The 14,854-nt window shown below is 60.2% G+C and carries 20 protein-coding genes; 1 reads left to right on the top strand and 19 read right to left on the bottom strand.

The window, feature by feature from the left end; all coding sequences use genetic code 11:
- Positions 1-25: 25 nt before the first annotated feature.
- Positions 26-1,144: an LOG family protein gene (locus ACZZ0A_RS02600; protein ID WP_095112454.1), complete on the top strand. Its 1,119-nt coding sequence runs from the start codon at positions 26-28 to the stop codon at positions 1,142-1,144.
- A gap of 55 nt (positions 1,145-1,199) precedes the next feature.
- Here ACZZ0A_RS02600 and recX read toward each other — a convergent pair whose 3' ends face one another.
- The 19 genes from recX to ACZZ0A_RS02505 all read right to left on the bottom strand — a co-directional run bounded on the left by recX (position 1,200) and on the right by ACZZ0A_RS02505 (position 14,749).
- Positions 1,200-1,670 (bottom strand): recombination regulator RecX, encoded by a 471-nt coding sequence (gene recX / locus ACZZ0A_RS02595; RefSeq protein WP_007908744.1) that lies wholly within the window; start codon positions 1,668-1,670, stop codon positions 1,200-1,202.
- A gap of 8 nt (positions 1,671-1,678) precedes the next feature.
- The gene (recA, locus tag ACZZ0A_RS02590; RefSeq protein WP_007908746.1) at positions 1,679-2,734 is read right to left on the bottom strand and encodes a recombinase RecA; all 1,056 of its coding nucleotides are present in this window, start codon (positions 2,732-2,734) and stop codon (positions 1,679-1,681) included.
- An 83-nt stretch (positions 2,735-2,817) separates the two neighbouring features.
- Positions 2,818-3,318, bottom strand: coding sequence for a CinA family protein (locus tag ACZZ0A_RS02585; protein WP_257357170.1), 501 nt, complete (start codon positions 3,316-3,318; stop codon positions 2,818-2,820).
- 67 nt (positions 3,319-3,385) lie between these two features.
- Entirely contained in the window at positions 3,386-3,904 is a 519-nt protein-coding gene (locus ACZZ0A_RS02580) for a lysis system i-spanin subunit Rz (RefSeq protein ID WP_007908749.1), read from the bottom strand.
- On the bottom strand, positions 3,883-4,449 hold the full coding sequence (locus ACZZ0A_RS02575; RefSeq protein ID WP_007908750.1) for a glycoside hydrolase family 19 protein: 567 nt from the start codon (positions 4,447-4,449) through the stop codon (positions 3,883-3,885). Before ACZZ0A_RS02575 ends, ACZZ0A_RS02580 begins: the two co-directional genes overlap by 22 nt.
- A gap of 36 nt (positions 4,450-4,485) precedes the next feature.
- Positions 4,486-4,740, bottom strand: a complete 255-nt coding sequence (locus ACZZ0A_RS02570; RefSeq protein WP_007908751.1) for a hypothetical protein — start codon at positions 4,738-4,740, stop codon at positions 4,486-4,488.
- The gene (locus ACZZ0A_RS02565; RefSeq protein WP_463542480.1) at positions 4,740-5,900 is read right to left on the bottom strand and encodes a glycine-rich domain-containing protein; all 1,161 of its coding nucleotides are present in this window, start codon (positions 5,898-5,900) and stop codon (positions 4,740-4,742) included. The genes ACZZ0A_RS02570 and ACZZ0A_RS02565 overlap by 1 nt, the downstream gene beginning before the upstream one ends.
- 9 nt (positions 5,901-5,909) lie before the next feature.
- Positions 5,910-6,350 carry a phage tail assembly chaperone gene (locus ACZZ0A_RS02560; RefSeq protein WP_463542479.1) on the bottom strand — a complete coding sequence of 147 codons (441 nt, stop codon included), beginning with the start codon at positions 6,348-6,350 and terminating at the stop codon, positions 5,910-5,912.
- 2 nt (positions 6,351-6,352) lie between these two features.
- Entirely contained in the window at positions 6,353-7,336 is a 984-nt protein-coding gene (locus ACZZ0A_RS02555; protein ID WP_463542478.1) for a gp53-like domain-containing protein, read from the bottom strand.
- Positions 7,312-7,779, bottom strand: a complete 468-nt coding sequence (locus ACZZ0A_RS02550) for a phage tail assembly chaperone (RefSeq protein WP_463542477.1) — start codon at positions 7,777-7,779, stop codon at positions 7,312-7,314. The genes ACZZ0A_RS02555 and ACZZ0A_RS02550 overlap by 25 nt, the downstream gene beginning before the upstream one ends.
- Complete coding sequence (locus tag ACZZ0A_RS02545; protein ID WP_007908760.1) at positions 7,779-8,702, bottom strand: glycine-rich domain-containing protein; 924 nt, start codon at positions 8,700-8,702, stop codon at positions 7,779-7,781. The genes ACZZ0A_RS02550 and ACZZ0A_RS02545 overlap by 1 nt, the downstream gene beginning before the upstream one ends.
- A gap of 22 nt (positions 8,703-8,724) precedes the next feature.
- Complete coding sequence (locus tag ACZZ0A_RS02540; protein ID WP_095112469.1) at positions 8,725-9,291, bottom strand: tail fiber assembly protein; 567 nt, start codon at positions 9,289-9,291, stop codon at positions 8,725-8,727.
- A gap of 7 nt (positions 9,292-9,298) precedes the next feature.
- On the bottom strand, positions 9,299-10,396 hold the full coding sequence (locus tag ACZZ0A_RS02535) for a hypothetical protein (protein ID WP_007908764.1): 1,098 nt from the start codon (positions 10,394-10,396) through the stop codon (positions 9,299-9,301).
- A gap of 139 nt (positions 10,397-10,535) precedes the next feature.
- Positions 10,536-11,051: a hypothetical protein gene (locus ACZZ0A_RS02530; protein WP_007908765.1), complete on the bottom strand. Its 516-nt coding sequence runs from the start codon at positions 11,049-11,051 to the stop codon at positions 10,536-10,538.
- Positions 11,048-12,205 carry a phage tail protein gene (locus ACZZ0A_RS02525; RefSeq protein ID WP_463542476.1) on the bottom strand — a complete coding sequence of 386 codons (1,158 nt, stop codon included), beginning with the start codon at positions 12,203-12,205 and terminating at the stop codon, positions 11,048-11,050. The genes ACZZ0A_RS02530 and ACZZ0A_RS02525 overlap by 4 nt, the downstream gene beginning before the upstream one ends.
- Before the next feature lie 13 nt (positions 12,206-12,218).
- Positions 12,219-12,818 carry a YmfQ family protein gene (locus tag ACZZ0A_RS02520; RefSeq protein ID WP_007908769.1) on the bottom strand — a complete coding sequence of 200 codons (600 nt, stop codon included), beginning with the start codon at positions 12,816-12,818 and terminating at the stop codon, positions 12,219-12,221.
- Positions 12,806-13,852, bottom strand: a complete 1,047-nt coding sequence (locus ACZZ0A_RS02515; protein WP_007908770.1) for a baseplate J/gp47 family protein — start codon at positions 13,850-13,852, stop codon at positions 12,806-12,808. Before ACZZ0A_RS02515 ends, ACZZ0A_RS02520 begins: the two co-directional genes overlap by 13 nt.
- Entirely contained in the window at positions 13,842-14,240 is a 399-nt protein-coding gene (locus ACZZ0A_RS02510; protein ID WP_054047083.1) for a phage GP46 family protein, read from the bottom strand. Before ACZZ0A_RS02510 ends, ACZZ0A_RS02515 begins: the two co-directional genes overlap by 11 nt.
- Positions 14,240-14,749, bottom strand: a complete 510-nt coding sequence (locus ACZZ0A_RS02505) for a phage baseplate assembly protein V (RefSeq protein ID WP_463542475.1) — start codon at positions 14,747-14,749, stop codon at positions 14,240-14,242. Before ACZZ0A_RS02505 ends, ACZZ0A_RS02510 begins: the two co-directional genes overlap by 1 nt.
- Between the last annotated feature and the right edge of the window lie 105 nt (positions 14,750-14,854).

Genomic DNA, 14,854 nt, shown 5'->3' with positions numbered 1-14,854 from the left:
CGCTCTGTGCAGAAGGAGACGTTGAATGCCTTACCAACCGAATGACCTCTTGAGCCGTCATTTTCAGGAAAGCGGTCCCGACCTCATCAGTAAGGTCGAAGAACAACTCAACCGTGTTTCACCCAACAGCCCGAATATCCCCATCTACCGCGACATGATCCTGACCGTGCTGCGCATGGCCCAGGAAGACCATAACCGCTGGAATGCCAAGATTACCTTGCAAGCCCTGCGCGAACTGGAGCAGGCGTTTCGGGTCCTGGAGCAGTTCAAAGGCCGACGCAAAGTCACGGTATTCGGTTCGGCGCGCACGCCGGTCGAGCATCCGCTGTATGCGATGGCCCGTGAACTCGGCGCGGCGTTGACCCGCTCGGGGATGATGGTCATCACTGGCGCCGGGGGCGGCATCATGGCTGCCGCGCATGAAGGTGCCGGCCGCGATCACAGTCTCGGCTTCAACATCACCCTGCCCTTCGAGCAGCATGCCAATCCTACGGTGGACGGCACCGGCAATCTGTTGCCGTTTCACTTCTTCTTCACGCGCAAACTGTTTTTCGTCAAAGAAGCCGACGCGCTGGTCTTGTGCCCAGGCGGTTTCGGCACGCTGGATGAAGCGCTGGAAGTGCTGACATTGATCCAGACCGGGAAAAGTCCATTGGTGCCGGTGGTGCTGCTGGATGCGCCGGGCGGCACATTCTGGCAAGGCGCGATGGACTTCATTCGCCAGCAACTGGAGGAAAACCATTACATCCTGCCGACCGATATGAGACTGATGCGTCTGGTTTACTCCGTTGAGGAAGCGGTGGAACAGATCGCCCAGTTCTACAGCAACTTCCACTCCAGCCGCTGGCTCAAGCGCCAATTCGTGATTCGTATGAATCACAAGCTCAGCGATCAGGCGTTGGCGCACATGCAGGAAGCATTCGCCGATCTGTGCCTGAGTGACCAGTTTCATCAACACGCCTACGCCGGCGAGGAACACGATGAAGCGCAGTTCAGCCATCTGGCACGACTGGCCTTCGCTTTCAATGCCCGAACGCACGGGCGTCTGAGGGAGTTGATCGATTACATCAATCTGCCGGAAAACTGGGCCGATTCAAAACCGCAAACAGCGCAACGCAGCCGCGAGCCGTCAAAGGCAATTTGAAGGCAAAAAAAAACGGCCCGCTATTTTCATAGCGGGCCGTTTTTATTGAAGCGGTTTAATCGTCCATGCCGCGACCGCTGAACAAGCGGTTGATCATCTCCATCGAGAACCCCCGATACGCCAGAAACCGGCCTTGCTTGGCCCGTTCTTTCGCATCAATCGGCAAATGTCCGGAGAACTTGCGTTGCCACGTTTCCTGCAGTTGCTCCTGCCAACTGATACCGCTTTCGCGCAGGGCGAGTTCGATATCGGCACGTTGCAAACCGCGCTGGCTGAGTTCTTCGCGGATCCGCAGCGGGCCATAGCCGGAGCGGGCGCGGTAGGAAACAAAGCTTTCAAGGTAACGGGCTTCGGAAAGCAGCCCCTCTTCCGTCAAACGGTCGAGGGCTGTTTCGATCATCTCCGCTTCAGCGCCGCGCTGACGCAGTTTGCGCGTCAGCTCGACTCGACCGTGCTCGCGGCGTGCGAGCAGGTCCATGGCGGTTCGCCGCACAGCGACGAGGGTATCGAGTACGGCGGTGGTCATCGCTGCAATCAGATGTCAGCGTCGGCCAGGTCGTCTTCAGTCTCTTTGACTGCAGAAGCCTTGGAGTCGATCACTGCAGGCGTCAGCAGTTTGTCACGCAGTTGCTTCTCGAGCTTCGCGGCGATTTCCGGGTTGTCTGCCAGGAACTTGGCCGAGTTGGCCTTGCCCTGACCGATCTTGGTGCCTTCATAGGCATACCAGGCGCCGGACTTCTCGACGAAACCGTGCAGCACACCCAGATCGATCATCTCGCCGTTGAGGTAGATGCCTTTGCCGTAAAGAATCTGGAACTCGGCCTGACGGAACGGCGAAGCGACCTTGTTCTTCACAACCTTGACGCGGGTTTCGCTGCCGACCACTTCGTCGCCTTCCTTCACCGCGCCGGTACGGCGGATGTCGAGACGGACCGAAGCATAGAACTTCAGCGCGTTACCACCGGTGGTGGTTTCCGGGCTACCGAACATCACGCCGATCTTCATACGAATCTGGTTGATGAAGATCACCAGGCAGTTGGCGTTCTTGATGTTACCGGTGATTTTACGCAGCGCCTGGGACATCAGACGGGCTTGCAGGCCCACGTGCATGTCACCCATTTCGCCTTCGATTTCAGCCTTCGGTACCAGGGCTGCCACGGAGTCGACGATGATCACGTCAACGGCGTTGGAGCGCACCAGCATGTCGGTGATTTCCAGCGCCTGTTCGCCGGTGTCCGGCTGCGACACCAGCAGGTCGTCGACGTTGACGCCCAGCTTGCCGGCGTACTCAGGGTCGAGGGCGTGTTCGGCGTCGACGAATGCGCAGGTCGCGCCGGCTTTTTGAGCCTGGGCGATCACGGACAAGGTCAGTGTGGTTTTACCGGAGGATTCAGGACCGTAGATTTCAACGATACGGCCTTTTGGCAGGCCGCCAATGCCGAGCGCGATGTCCAGACCCAGAGAGCCAGTCGAGATAGCCGGGATCGCCTGACGGTCTTGATCGCCCATACGCATCACGGCACCCTTGCCGAATTGACGTTCGATCTGACCCAGGGCCGCAGCCAAGGCTTTCTTCTTGTTGTCGTCCATTAAAGTCCTCACGTAATCAATAAGGCCTGACGGCCAACACCTGTATAAGTAGCCAGTATTATTCCACAGCGTTCGCGGATCGCCTACCCCTGATTTTCGATTTCTCGTGCCGCTAGTCGCAGGAGCCCCTCTAGCGCGGCCTTCACCGTTTGTCGGCGGACTTCATCGCGGTTACCGGGGAAGTGCTGAACCTCACTGGTGACCGTTTCGCCAACACCCCAGGCCAGCCACACAGTGCCCACCGGTTTGTTCGGTGAACCACCGTCCGGCCCGGCCACCCCGCTGACCGCCACGGCAAATCGCGCCAGGCTTTTGTCCTGCGCACCACGCACCATCGCTTCAACCACCTCGCGACTGACCGCGCCCACCGTTTCGAACAACTCGGTTGGCACATTCAACTGCTGGGTTTTCTGTCGATTGGAATACGTGACGTAGCCCGCCTCGAACCACGCCGAACTGCCCGGGATCCGCGTGATGGCTTCGGCGATCCCGCCACCGGTACAGGACTCAGCGGTGGTGACGTGGGCATTGAGCAGTTGCAGACGTCGGCCAAGGTCGGCGGCCAGTTGAGTGATCTCTTTCACGGCGTGCTCCGGATCGTGTGGAATGCCTCCACCGTACACGAGCCGGTTGCGCTTTCAATACACAGACTCATTCAAAATGTTCGGGCGCGAGCGCTCTGACATACGCCTGACACGCCTGCAAGGCGATCAGTCCACGGTCGCCGGTGTCGGTGATGGCGATAATTCGTTGAGCATGCGCCGGGTCAAGTCGGGCGCGTACGGTTGCATGATCCACGTTGCCGGCGCCGGCGGTGGCTGGCACGTTGCAGCCTGGGGCAGCGTCGCTGGCGTCGAGAAGGACTGACAGGCGCACATCAGCAGTGGCAAGACGATCGCGCAGGCGATCCTGATCACGTTGGGCATCGCTCAGCGCTCGGTAATGGGTTTGTTCACTGGCCGCGAGCCGCTGCTCCAACGCCAGACGTTTATCCTGCTCGGCCTGCTGCGCTGCAGCGGCGGTCTGCGTCAGTTGATTGAGGGTTTCGGCGTTTAACCGGGCCTGCTCGGCCAATTGCCGTTCGTAGCGCCACCCCTGAAACTGCCAGGCCGCAGCAAAAGCACCAGCGGCCAGCAATAAGATGCCGATCACTCGCCAGGGGATTGGCATAGCACTGCCCTCGCCCGCGCCCAGATTTCCAGGCGATCCTGCAAGCCGTTCAACCCGCCGTTGATTCGCCGGGTGATGGTGTTGAACTGATCGCGATCGGCCAGTTCATTCAAGCCGTTCTGCTCCCAGAACCATGCCGCGGACTCGGCAGCCCATTGTGGCTGTTCGAGCAGTTCGGGCAGGGACAACAGACGTTCATCACCGAACAGGCCAACGCTGCACTGGCGATAGTTGCTGCGACCAGTGATCTGGATCAGTCCGCGACCACGATACTTCTGCCCGTCGCCGTCAGCCTCGGGCGTGTTGCCCAGGCGCAGCGCCAGCGTGCCGGTGTCGTATTTGCTCAGGTATTGGTTGTTGCCCAACTCCCGCACATAGCGCAGTTGCCCGGACTCGTGCCCGACCTGCGCGAGGAACGCCGCGACGCGTTTGGGCGAGTCGATATGACGGCGCGCCATCGCGCTGTTGAGTGCAGAAACAAAAACGCCCGCTTGGGAGCGGGCGTTCGGCATGATGTCGATAAGGTTGCTTTCAGTTATTTGCATAATGCTTGATCCTCCCTGGATATTGCCCCGATTGAATCATGGTTGGCGGCCAATGCCCGTCAGCCATTTTTTTGCCAGAGTTTTCAGCGTGCTGTCCGGTGCAAGTTCTTCGGGCACGTCGAACACCCAACCGAGGGTACCGAAGTGGGCGGTCCAGTCGATTTGCGGTACCGGAGTGATTTCAGTGATGTCGACCCAGAGCAGATCCGGATGAAACATCTCGGCCATATTGCCATCGGTGGAGAACAGCTCGACCACGGTGCTGTTGAAGATGCGTGCGTAGGTTTTCATCAGGCGTACTCGTAGATGATCACGGCGCCCGAGGCACCTGCGCCACCTGGTCTGCCAGGTTGATTGGGGGCGTTGGCGATTCCTCCCGCACCGGAGCCGAAACCGGAACCGGGTGCAGCCAGAGAGCCTGCTGCGCTGCTGCCAAAACCGCCTCCGCCCCATGGCGAGCTGCCACCGTGCCCAGCAAGGGTTGAGCCGTTGACAGATATCCCGGGGGCGCCCGCATTTCCCGCACTATTGACGATGTTGCCGCCACTGGCCGTCTGACCGGGATAGCCTCCGGTATAAAGCCCCATGCCCTGATTCGCGACAAAGCCAATCCACGGCGACCCTCCACCACCGGCAGCAGAAACCAGCGAGCCAAAAGAACTGGTACCACCACCTCCGGCATTCGCCGCTGCGAGTCCCGCGCTTCCGCCAGCCCCCACCGTGACAACCTGACGAGAACCAATAGTCTCGGAAGGTAACCACGCTTCAGCATAACTACCGGAGGCACCGCCGCCCACGGTTGCATACTGGGAAGTTGTGGTCGCCCCGACTCCCGCACTTCCACCACCACCGCCCACAACCTTGACCAGAACGTGCTTCGTCCCGGCTATCGGCTCATAGGTACCGGATACGGTAAACGTCTTTACCCCCAACAACCGGCCGCTCGCAGCACTACCACCGCTCGCATACACCAGCACCCAACTGTCCAGCGCCGCGCTATACACCACCGAACACACACTGCTGCCGACAATCTCCGCTGGCCGCAACGCACTCAGCCCAAGGCTCAATAGCGGCCGGGGCATCAACCCGTTCGGTGCAAACGTACTCGCCCCGGTATTGGCATTACCGGCAGTAAAGCGCAGCGCCAATCCGTCCTTCAGTGCGGTGACGGCAGGCACATAATTGGCCATGTAGAGATTGGCCGCGCCGATGTCAGTGGCATGTTTGTTTTCACCTGCCTGACTGAGCTTTTTCATCGCTTGCAACAACTGGGTTGCATCGGCTTCGCTCGGCTCAAGGCCGGCGGATTTGACGACGTTCAACAATTCATCGGTAACGCTGTTGCCCCAGGTCGCAGGGATCAACGATCCGGGCAATCCCGCGACGACGTCTTCATTGACGAATTTGCCATTCACCAGCCCGACGCTGGGAACGCTTTTTGGATAATCCACGTTAGTTCCTCAACTGCCTGTCCGAAGCAAGCCTTCCAGCCAGTCAGGCTCAACTGGTCGGGAAGGTAAACTCGGAAAGTCCGGATCATTCGGCCAATCGCGCAGTGCCTGCCGATACGCCAATAGTTGTTTGAATTCCTCGGAACGCAAAGTCGTGCCCTCGCCCACTTCCAGTTCTTCGGCATCACGAAACACCAGCCACTGGGTGTTCTGCAGAACGTAGTTGCGCCATGCGCGCTCGTGGCTGGCAAGCGTTGCAGGAGAAATGACGGGGTCGATCAAAACGGGCTGACCACTGGCACTGGCGCTGATGACTTTGCCGCTTGCCTGCCCGGCGAACAGTTCGGCGTATTGCGCCTTGGTGATTTCTACTGCACCTTCAGGTAAGTCCGCGCCGGCTTCTTCGATATGATCGAATCCAAGCGTCTGAGCAAAAAAGTAAATAGCCATGGTTATCTCCCCCAAACCAATACTCGACCCGAAATTCCCGGCGACACTTTTACACCATTGCTATCAATGCTCCTGACCCGCGCAAAAGCCACCGTAGTAGTCGAATTTCCCAAATCGAACCCCCAAACGCTGGTATTCGCGGTAGACCAGCCGATCGGGTTACCTTCATTGGCGATACCCCCCAACACGACGTTAGGAAACCTGATAGGCAACGTTACCCTCATCTCACCGTTTGCATCCGAAGATCCCAACACCCACTGGACGATCAGGCCACTGGGGAGCTTTTGATAACCCGCCGTCTCGAATTGCGCAGCGTACGAGGAGGAATATTTGAGGCTGGCAGTGCCATAAACCACCCACACTCCAGACTCTCTGACAAAGTTCGCACTCTCACCATTGTTCAAAACGATCCACGCCAGATACGCCCCTTGCGGACTGATTTGCGTGCCGGTTTTACTGGCCACCGTGACGGGCGCACTGTTACGGCAATGCAGGCTGATCGTGACGCCGTTCGGCACCGCAGCGGCATCCGGCAGCGTAACGGTGTACGCCGCGTTGCCGCCCAGACCGATCGAGCAGCCGACATCTGCCTGAGTCAATTGGGTGGCGGTGGATATACTGCGAGTACTGGCATAACTGCCCAGCGCCCGTTGCACAAACTCGGACGTTGCTGCCGAGCGCCCAACATCGAACTGCGGCGCGGTCATGAACAATGCCGGGCTGCGCAACGCCGCCAACAACTGATTATTCGACACCTCGTTCGGCGTCATGCCCGCCGCCTGAATGACGTTGAGAATTTCTTGCGTGACGCTGTTGCCCCACGTCGCCGGGATCAGCGAACCGGGTTTTCCGGTAACCGGGTCCTCGTCGACAAACTGGCCATTGTCCAGCCCGACACTGGGCACACTCTGGGATAGTCCAAGGCTTATCTCCTTAATCTGAAAAATTTTTGGCGCGGGTCTCAGCCAATGGGTGCGGCTAACCACGCGGGGACCGAAGGCCGGGAAACTATCGAAGGAAACTGGCTTGAATCAGGCCAGTCGCGCAGTGCCTGACGGTATTCCAGCAACTCCAGATACTGCGCGGCCTTGAGCGTCGTCCCACGCCCCAGCGCCTGCTCGTCGCGATGCCGCGTCACCCACCACTCTGTGGCCGACAGGCTGGACTGACGCCAAGTGCGCGCTGCTGCCAAAGGTTCCTGTTCTTCGACGATGGCTTCGGTGGAAACGACCGGATTGTCGACTATCGGCAACGGCGCAATCTCTTGGCGCAGTTCGCCAACGGGCGCGCCGATCTCGATCTGCTTGCCCTCCGGCACCTGCACCATCGTCTCGATGAAAGCGGGGGCAAGCAGTTGGGTAATCGAGTAGCCGCCCGTATCGATCAGTTCGACCGCAACACCGTTTTCCACTCGTGCATAACGGGCCATTACTCGTACTCCCAGATTTCACAGAAGGCGTTGCCGCCAGCACCGCTGACGACTGAAGCCGAAGGGTTGACCGAGCATGAACCGCTGCCACCAGAGCCACGGCTTCCAGCATTGCCAACCGTATTAGAGCCGGTGAAAGAAGCCCCGCCGTCGAACGGACTCGCAGCCCCACACCCCGAGAGCAGTCCCCAATTGGCGTTACTCATCCCGAATCCTCCGGTGATGCCACGGGCGCTGCAAAGATTGCCCCCGGTGATCGTCCCGCCCACTCCGCCCTGAATGAATCCAGACGATGTAGCCGAAGTCACGATCGCAAGTTTTTGCCCACCACCTCCCCCCGAAACGCTCATGTAGGCGCCGAAAGAAGCGCCACCGCCCGCCATGCCTGTGGAGTTGCTGATTGCACCACCGGCGCCCAGCGAAACGGGTACGCCAGCGAGCATTTGTGCGGTGACGTCATACAGGCTTTCCGCGTAAGCACCGGAGCCACCACCGCCACCAAGAATTTGGTTACCTGCCGGCACAGGCTCACACCCGCCTCCCGAGCCACCCGCCCCCACCAACCTCACACGAATGCGTTTGGCCTTGGGATTGGGCTTGTAAACTGTGATCCCGACCGTCTCGATCTGCCGGACCGCCAGCAGTCGTCCCACCGCATCGATGATGCCGTAGCCACTCAAAGTCGTCGGGGTGTTTCTCAATTTGGTGAAATCGACCATGGCTCCGATGGCCGTTGCCAATTGGTCGGTTTTGGCTTCATCAGGCGTCACCCCGGCCGCCTTGATCGCGTTGAGAATTTCTTGCGTGACGCTGTTGCCCCACGCAGCGGGAATCAACGATCCCGGTGTTCCGGCGAGCGGGTTTTCATCGACAAAGCCGCCGTTGACCAGCCCCACCCCGGGAATACTTTTTGGATAATCCATTGCACTGCTCCCTGTGCTGAATTCAGTTGGCTAAGGATGTGCCGGGTGCGACCGGCCAGGTAATTTCATCGGGGAAACCGGCCTGTTTTTCGATGCGGTTCAGCTCGACGCTGTAGAGCTTCCATTCGATCAGCAGCAGTTGTTCGTCATGGCTGGCATCGCCGATGTCTTCGGCGTATTGCAGGGGCGCGATGCGCAGCACCGCATCGCGAAGCAACGCGTCGCGTTGAACGAGGACGATGCGTTTGCGATCCGCCAGTTGCGCGGCCTCATCGACCTGCCAGGCGTTGCCCAACCAGACGTGAAAGCCACCCGGAAAAGGCAACCGGGTGAAGCCCTCCGGCAATTCGCCAAGCGCGTTCCAGGTTTCCCGAATGCCTGTGTCAGTGCGATAGACATCCCCACGACAATCGATCTGCTGTTGCAACGAACCTTTGTTATAGGCCCAGGCAAACCCCTCAGGCGCAGGGGAGAGTTCGATGCTCAGCGTCACAGCATTGCTTGGCAGTTGCAGACCGATCCCGGGCACCAGCGGAAACTCGACAGGCCCGGTCAATGCACCGCTGTCATCTATCAAATAATTGAACATGTGCACCTCAGATAAATTTGATTCGCGCGGGATAGGCGATGTTTCGCGGTCGGGTTTCGCCAGCGAAATTGCCGATATTGCCGATGTAGGCATCATTGTCGAATGCTGGGTTGGGATAGGTCGTTGCCACCGTTGCTGAAGTCGGTAAAAAATTGACGTTGGTGGTAACGTCCCAGGCGGTATCCGGAATCGCTGGAGCAGGCTTGAATGTCGCCCCGGTTCCCGTCGGCAGATAATGGTTGTGGCTTTGCAAGGCGTGCATTTGCAGACTGCCTATTACACGTCCAGCATCAACGCTTCTGCTCTCACTCAGCACCCGCAAAAACTCACCCCGAATCTCGGGAATTCGAAAGTTCGAAGCGCCATCGCCACTGGTCCAGCCACCTTCTCTGCCCGCTCGGGCCGCTTCGGTCGTCAGTGCCCCGGACGCCTGAGCAAAATCCCACAGCCACGGCCATTCGGCGCGCTTGAACAGATCACCGTTGGGAACGCCATAACCTCCCGGGTTAAGCGTTGTGGTGGTCTCCAAAAACGGGCGTCCCAAGGCGGTATTGTCGAAGCGTCCTATCGGCCACCAGCTCCCGGCTCCGTCACTGCGCAGATGCCACCAGTCACCTCCCCCCATCAACACCAGAAACGGATAACCGCTGGCCGACAAGTAGGTGTGAAAGCGAATCCTGTCGGTGCCGGATGCTTGAACAACGAGGCGATTGCCGCTGTTGTCGACACGACGAAGAATCACATCGCGTACACCCAGAGAAACATCCGCCGGAGGTAAAGTCAGGGTCACGGGGGCGGGACTGCCATCGATCAAAACAAGTCCGAGTTCCTGCTCAGTCAGTGACTTGGAAGCTGCAAGCCGGGTAATCACCGAGCGCATCGGACTGGCATTACTGACAATCGACTGAATCGCCTTGAATAGCTGGCTGGTATCCGCCTCGGAGGCCACCAACCCACCGCCGCTGATCACACTCAGAATTTCCTGAGTGACACTGTTGCCCCACACCGCCGGAATCAACGATCCCGGCGTACCCGCCACTGGGTTTTCATCAACGAAGCGGCCATCAACCAAGCCGACGCTGGGGACGCTTTTTGGGTAATCCATAGGTTGTTCGTTCCTTTGAAATGACAAATGACCGGCGTCGACACGGCGCCTTTTAGGTGCCTGCCCGCGGTCTGTTTTCTGAAAATAAAAAGCCCACATTGAAGTGGGCTTGGGTGACGCTGAACGGAGGCTTTTCGGCTTAGTTGGAAAGGCCGCTGGTCAGCTCGCGAATGGCGACCAAAGCTTCCTCACCCGCGCTGCGCGCCAGATCCATGTTGCCCTTGGCGGCCTGTGCGCGAATTTGCGCTTTGGCTTTCAGGCGCAGCGTACGCAGCGCCAGCAGATGGTCGGTCAGTTGATCGGCCTTGCTCAGAATCTGCTCGGCGGCCTGTTTAGCCGTGCGCCCTTTGACAACCCACGCGGCGACTGACAGCGGCACTTCCTTTTTCGGGTAACCGGCGTCCTGATAAGCCTGCGCGTCAGCGGCGGCCTGGGCGTACTCCAAGGCTTTGAGGGGGTCGCCGGCCAGCGCGGTGCGGATGTTGTCGGCGGTGGCGTCGACTTTGGTACACAGACGTTCAGTTTCCTGCTCGTTCAGCACAGCCTGCTTATCGCCGTTCACGACCCACTTCTCACCGTCCCAGTCATGGGCGGCAGAAGGTTGAGGAAGGCGCATTTCGCCGTCGAACTGATGAAGTTCCTGAATCACGATCATCGAATAAGCTCCCACGACAGTTGGACGTTCACGGCGTCTGCAAAGTTGATCGCAATCCCGACGCTGTAGTCGGTGACGGGGTGGCTCTTGATGCCCATGCTGAGTAACAGCTCATCACTGTCGGCGTTCGACTGACCAAGGTTGTGTTCTGCCTGATAGCACTGCCACAACGAGCGCAGATTGGCATGGTCGAAACTGGCGGCCAGCGTTGAAACCGTCACGTCGTTAACGATGTTGTTGGTAAACAACACACAAGGGGAAACCGTTGCCGGGTTCCAGCCCCCGGGGTTGTTGGAACTTCCCGCAATAATGGGCGAAAGGAAGCAATAGTTACCGCCCGCCCATCCCGTTGACGGAAAGGCGACCGACGTCACTGCCGTCGAGGACGGCGTTGGATTGCCGGCAACCAATCGGGCAGAACGTGCGTGCGGATCCAGCGGCAGGAAAATCGCGCCGGTCCCGTTGACGGTCTGGGTCCAGGTCAAGCGGGCACGGTTGTAAATCGTTCGCACCGTCGGCACCGAACCCGGTGCGCCGGTCACGACCCAGGCCAGGCACATGTCCAGTGCCGTTGACTGGAACCCACCACCGGCGGCACCGTTTACCGTTCCTTTCAACGACTCGGGCGTCACGTCATGAATGTTGCCACGCTGCACGTAGAACGTCAGCGCACCACCGGAAATTTGCGCGCGCAGAAAGTAATGGCTGCTGGGCAACAGATCCACGCTGCTCCAGGCCGATGTCACAAAAGTGCGCGAGCGGCCCAACTGGCCATTCACCACTTCCTGCCCCAGGCTGATAAACGTACCCGCCGCGATCGAAACCTTGCCACCGCTGGTAGCGGCAGCTGCCGGGCTGACCGTCAGCCGGCCATCGGCAGTGGCTACCGTTGGTAGCGGCAACGCCACCAGTGGCAACGCCAGATCCTGATTCCAGCCCTTGGCCGTCACCGATTGAATCGCCTGCAACAGCTGATCGTATTTCTTCTCGTCCGGCGTCAGCCCGGCCGCATTGATCACATTGAGAATTTCCTGCGTAACCCCATTCCCCCAATCCGCCGGAATCAGCGATCCCGGGGTTCCGGTCATCGGGTTCTCATCGACAAACTTCCCATTCACCAAGCCGGCGCTGGGAACACTGTTCGGATAATCCATGGCTCATGCCTCCCTAGTCATAATTGATGTGCACCTTGGTGTGCGCCGGGGCGCTGCGGTGGATCAGGCATTCCAGCGCCGAGCCCGGGTTGACGCCAAAACGCTCGCCCCAGTAGCTCGCGCCGTAACGCCGGCCGAGCAGCAAGCGGCCGCCGGTGTTGAGCGTCCACATGAACTGCGCTTCCCACGTGCCCCAATGCGCCGAGCCAAAACGCGAGCGGCCCATGCGTGGGGCTTCGAGTTCGGTGATGGTCGCGTTGGGGTAGCCCTGGCTTTTGGCGATGTCGAGGTAGTAACCGACAGCCTGGCTGCCGACCGCGAGCAAGCGCCGGCGTACGGCGAGGCGGCGGTCGTCGAACAGCGGCGTGGCGCCCAGGCACGGGTCGGGCAGGTTCATCACCTGCTCCCAGTCCGGCACCAGTTCGCTGACGCCGGCCGGGTCCATCTCGTTGAGCAGGTCGGCGGCGCGGGCATCGAGGCGGGCCAGTTCGACGGCGACGCCTTGCAGCACTTCTTCGAGTTCCGGCACACGCTCCGGGTCCCACGCCGGGCCACTGGGCAGCAAGGCGCGCAGTTGCGCCTGATATTGCGCGGCGGTTCTTATGCCCCCCATACGCAACCTCCGAAGGTGAGCAGTTCGCTTTGCCCGGCAGGCACGTCAGCGGCCGGCGCGGTCAGGGTGTGATCGTACTCACCACCGGCGCTGCTGATGGCTTCGCGGATATGGCTGATCAGCAGCGGCACACCCAGGTCGGCCTCGCGGTTGTGCAGGTCGCGCAACTGCGCTTCAACGGCGGCGCGCACAGCGGTGGTGTCCGGATTGACGCTCTTGAAGCGATACACCACCGGCACTTGAATCGGCCGCTGTACGTGCACTTCCGCAGTCACCGGACGCAGCGGTTCGATGTACGCCTGAACCTCCGCCAATTGCTCATCGTTGGGCACCGGTTGCGGGTCTTCATCACGCATGATGAACACCGTCACCGTGCCTGGCCCGAGCAAGCCACCACGACACCAGGCGCGCGTTACGCCCGGCACTTCCAGCGCCCAGGTCTCGTAATCACTGGCCGAGCCGCCATGGGGAATCACGCGGTAGGAACGAATCACCCGCGAGCGCAGCGACTCCAGACTTTCCCGTGCCACGCCGCCGCTGAGCCCCGGCGCCAGCACGACAAAACTGGTGCCGACCACACCGGTAATTGGCTGCACCGGTGTCAGCGCCAGACCGGCGTCGGCATTACCGAGGCTGCCGGCATCCAGCGCGGCGATGGTAGTGGTGTTGCTGCCATTGACCGTGGTGCGCGCGGCGGTGACTTTGTAGGTGCGACCGTCGTTCGATTGCAGCAACGTGTCGACGTCCAGCACTGCACCGGCAGTGGCGGTAAAACTGACGCTGCCGCTGGCGACTTGCGCGGGTTTGCGCGGTTGATTCAGACGCAGTGCGGCGATGCGCTCCAGGGTCGATTCATCGGCCTTGTCCGGCAGGATCTGCTCGGCAATCCAGTCGAGATAACCGTACAGACCATAAGCCGCGCCACCGAGGGTACGGGCCAGCACTTGCGCATCGGACTGGCGCAGCGAATCGCCGGCCAGGTCGCTTTGGGTGCGCTTGATCAGCACCGGCAGCGAAGGGGTTTCAAACGGCATAGATCACCTGCCAACTGTTATCGGGGTTGATGTCCAGACGTTCGCCGTCAGCCAAGGTCAGGACCGTGCGCAGGTTCAGGCGCTGGGCGTCGAGGCGTTCGCTGATGATGTCGATGGCGCTGCAGTGGCCGTCGTCGATCAGCCATTGCAAGGCTTCGCGGGCATAGAACTCGGCGTCCATCTGCGTTTGTCGGGTCAGCTTGACCCGGCGCAACAGCCACAGCCGCGAGCCGATGCGGTCGTCGGCAACGGTGGGAAACGTGTCGCCCCACCAGCCGAAACGCTCTTCGTCGTCGAGGGCGTCGTCATCGGCGGCGCGGCGCCAGGTGAACAGGCTGATGAGCACGGCGCGGGTCAGCGCGGCGTGGAGGTTTTGGCTGATCAGCATCACTTGCCTCCTGCCGGCGCGCCGGTCTGGCCGCTGCCGGCCTGTACACCGACGTGCACGTGTTTGATCTGGCTGATGCCACCGGCGAGTTGATCGCCGGTGGAAACGATCTTGCCGGTCTGGTTGATCACCGGCGTATCGAAGTTCACCGCGCTGCTGGCACGGATGTTCAGCGTGGCGGTTTCGATATCGATGATCCGCCCGCGCTTGAAGTGAATCCTGTCGCCCTCGTCGGTGTAGATCGCCACTTCGCCCGACGCCAGCGATTGCAGGCGATAGCGGCGGTCAGCGATGACCAGGGCGATGGCGTGGGAACGGTCGCCGCCGAGAAAAGTGACGACACCTTCGGCGCCGGCCAGCGGATGGCTGGTGAAGCCGTAAGGTTCGAAGTGCTCCATGTCGTCGTTCACTTCGCCGGCGGTGAGGCGCATTTGCAGCGATTGCAGCTTGGATGCCGAATTGGCGAGCACGACAGTGCCGCGCGCCAGCAGGCGTGTCAGTAGGCTCATGCTTGGTTCCTGTAAGAAACGGGCCGAGGTCAAAAGATCGCAGCCTTCGGCAGCTCCTACATAAGATCGGCGTACACCTGTAGGAGCTGCCGAAGGCTGCGATCT

It is taken from the genome of Pseudomonas sp. AC242, assembly GCF_979258655.1.
The sequence above is the reverse complement of the archived record's forward strand: the minus strand, read 5'-3'. Positions and strand labels throughout refer to the sequence as shown.

Excerpts from the sequence above, each read along its gene's own strand:
- ACZZ0A_RS02600 (WP_095112454.1), top strand. The coding sequence starts at position 26 with ATGCCTTACCAACCGAATGACCTCTTGAGCCGTCATTTTCAGGAAAGC.
- recX (WP_007908744.1), bottom strand. The coding sequence starts at position 1,670 with ATGACCACCGCCGTACTCGATACCCTCGTCGCTGTGCGGCGAACCGCC.
- recA (WP_007908746.1), bottom strand. The coding sequence starts at position 2,734 with ATGGACGACAACAAGAAGAAAGCCTTGGCTGCGGCCCTGGGTCAGATC.
- ACZZ0A_RS02580 (WP_007908749.1), bottom strand. The coding sequence starts at position 3,904 with ATGCCAATCCCCTGGCGAGTGATCGGCATCTTATTGCTGGCCGCTGGT.
- ACZZ0A_RS02575 (WP_007908750.1), bottom strand. The coding sequence starts at position 4,449 with ATGCAAATAACTGAAAGCAACCTTATCGACATCATGCCGAACGCCCGC.
- ACZZ0A_RS02570 (WP_007908751.1), bottom strand. The coding sequence starts at position 4,740 with ATGAAAACCTACGCACGCATCTTCAACAGCACCGTGGTCGAGCTGTTC.
- ACZZ0A_RS02560 (WP_463542479.1), bottom strand. The coding sequence starts at position 6,350 with ATGGCTATTTACTTTTTTGCTCAGACGCTTGGATTCGATCATATCGAA.
- ACZZ0A_RS02550 (WP_463542477.1), bottom strand. The coding sequence starts at position 7,779 with ATGGCCCGTTATGCACGAGTGGAAAACGGTGTTGCGGTCGAACTGATC.
- ACZZ0A_RS02545 (WP_007908760.1), bottom strand. The coding sequence starts at position 8,702 with ATGGATTATCCAAAAAGTATTCCCGGGGTGGGGCTGGTCAACGGCGGC.
- ACZZ0A_RS02540 (WP_095112469.1), bottom strand. The coding sequence starts at position 9,291 with ATGTTCAATTATTTGATAGATGACAGCGGTGCATTGACCGGGCCTGTC.
- ACZZ0A_RS02535 (WP_007908764.1), bottom strand. The coding sequence starts at position 10,396 with ATGGATTACCCAAAAAGCGTCCCCAGCGTCGGCTTGGTTGATGGCCGC.
- ACZZ0A_RS02530 (WP_007908765.1), bottom strand. The coding sequence starts at position 11,051 with ATGATCGTGATTCAGGAACTTCATCAGTTCGACGGCGAAATGCGCCTT.
- ACZZ0A_RS02525 (WP_463542476.1), bottom strand. The coding sequence starts at position 12,205 with ATGGATTATCCGAACAGTGTTCCCAGCGCCGGCTTGGTGAATGGGAAG.
- ACZZ0A_RS02520 (WP_007908769.1), bottom strand. The coding sequence starts at position 12,818 with ATGGGGGGCATAAGAACCGCCGCGCAATATCAGGCGCAACTGCGCGCC.
- ACZZ0A_RS02515 (WP_007908770.1), bottom strand. The coding sequence starts at position 13,852 with ATGCCGTTTGAAACCCCTTCGCTGCCGGTGCTGATCAAGCGCACCCAA.
- ACZZ0A_RS02510 (WP_054047083.1), bottom strand. The coding sequence starts at position 14,240 with ATGCTGATCAGCCAAAACCTCCACGCCGCGCTGACCCGCGCCGTGCTC.
- ACZZ0A_RS02505 (WP_463542475.1), bottom strand. The coding sequence starts at position 14,749 with ATGAGCCTACTGACACGCCTGCTGGCGCGCGGCACTGTCGTGCTCGCC.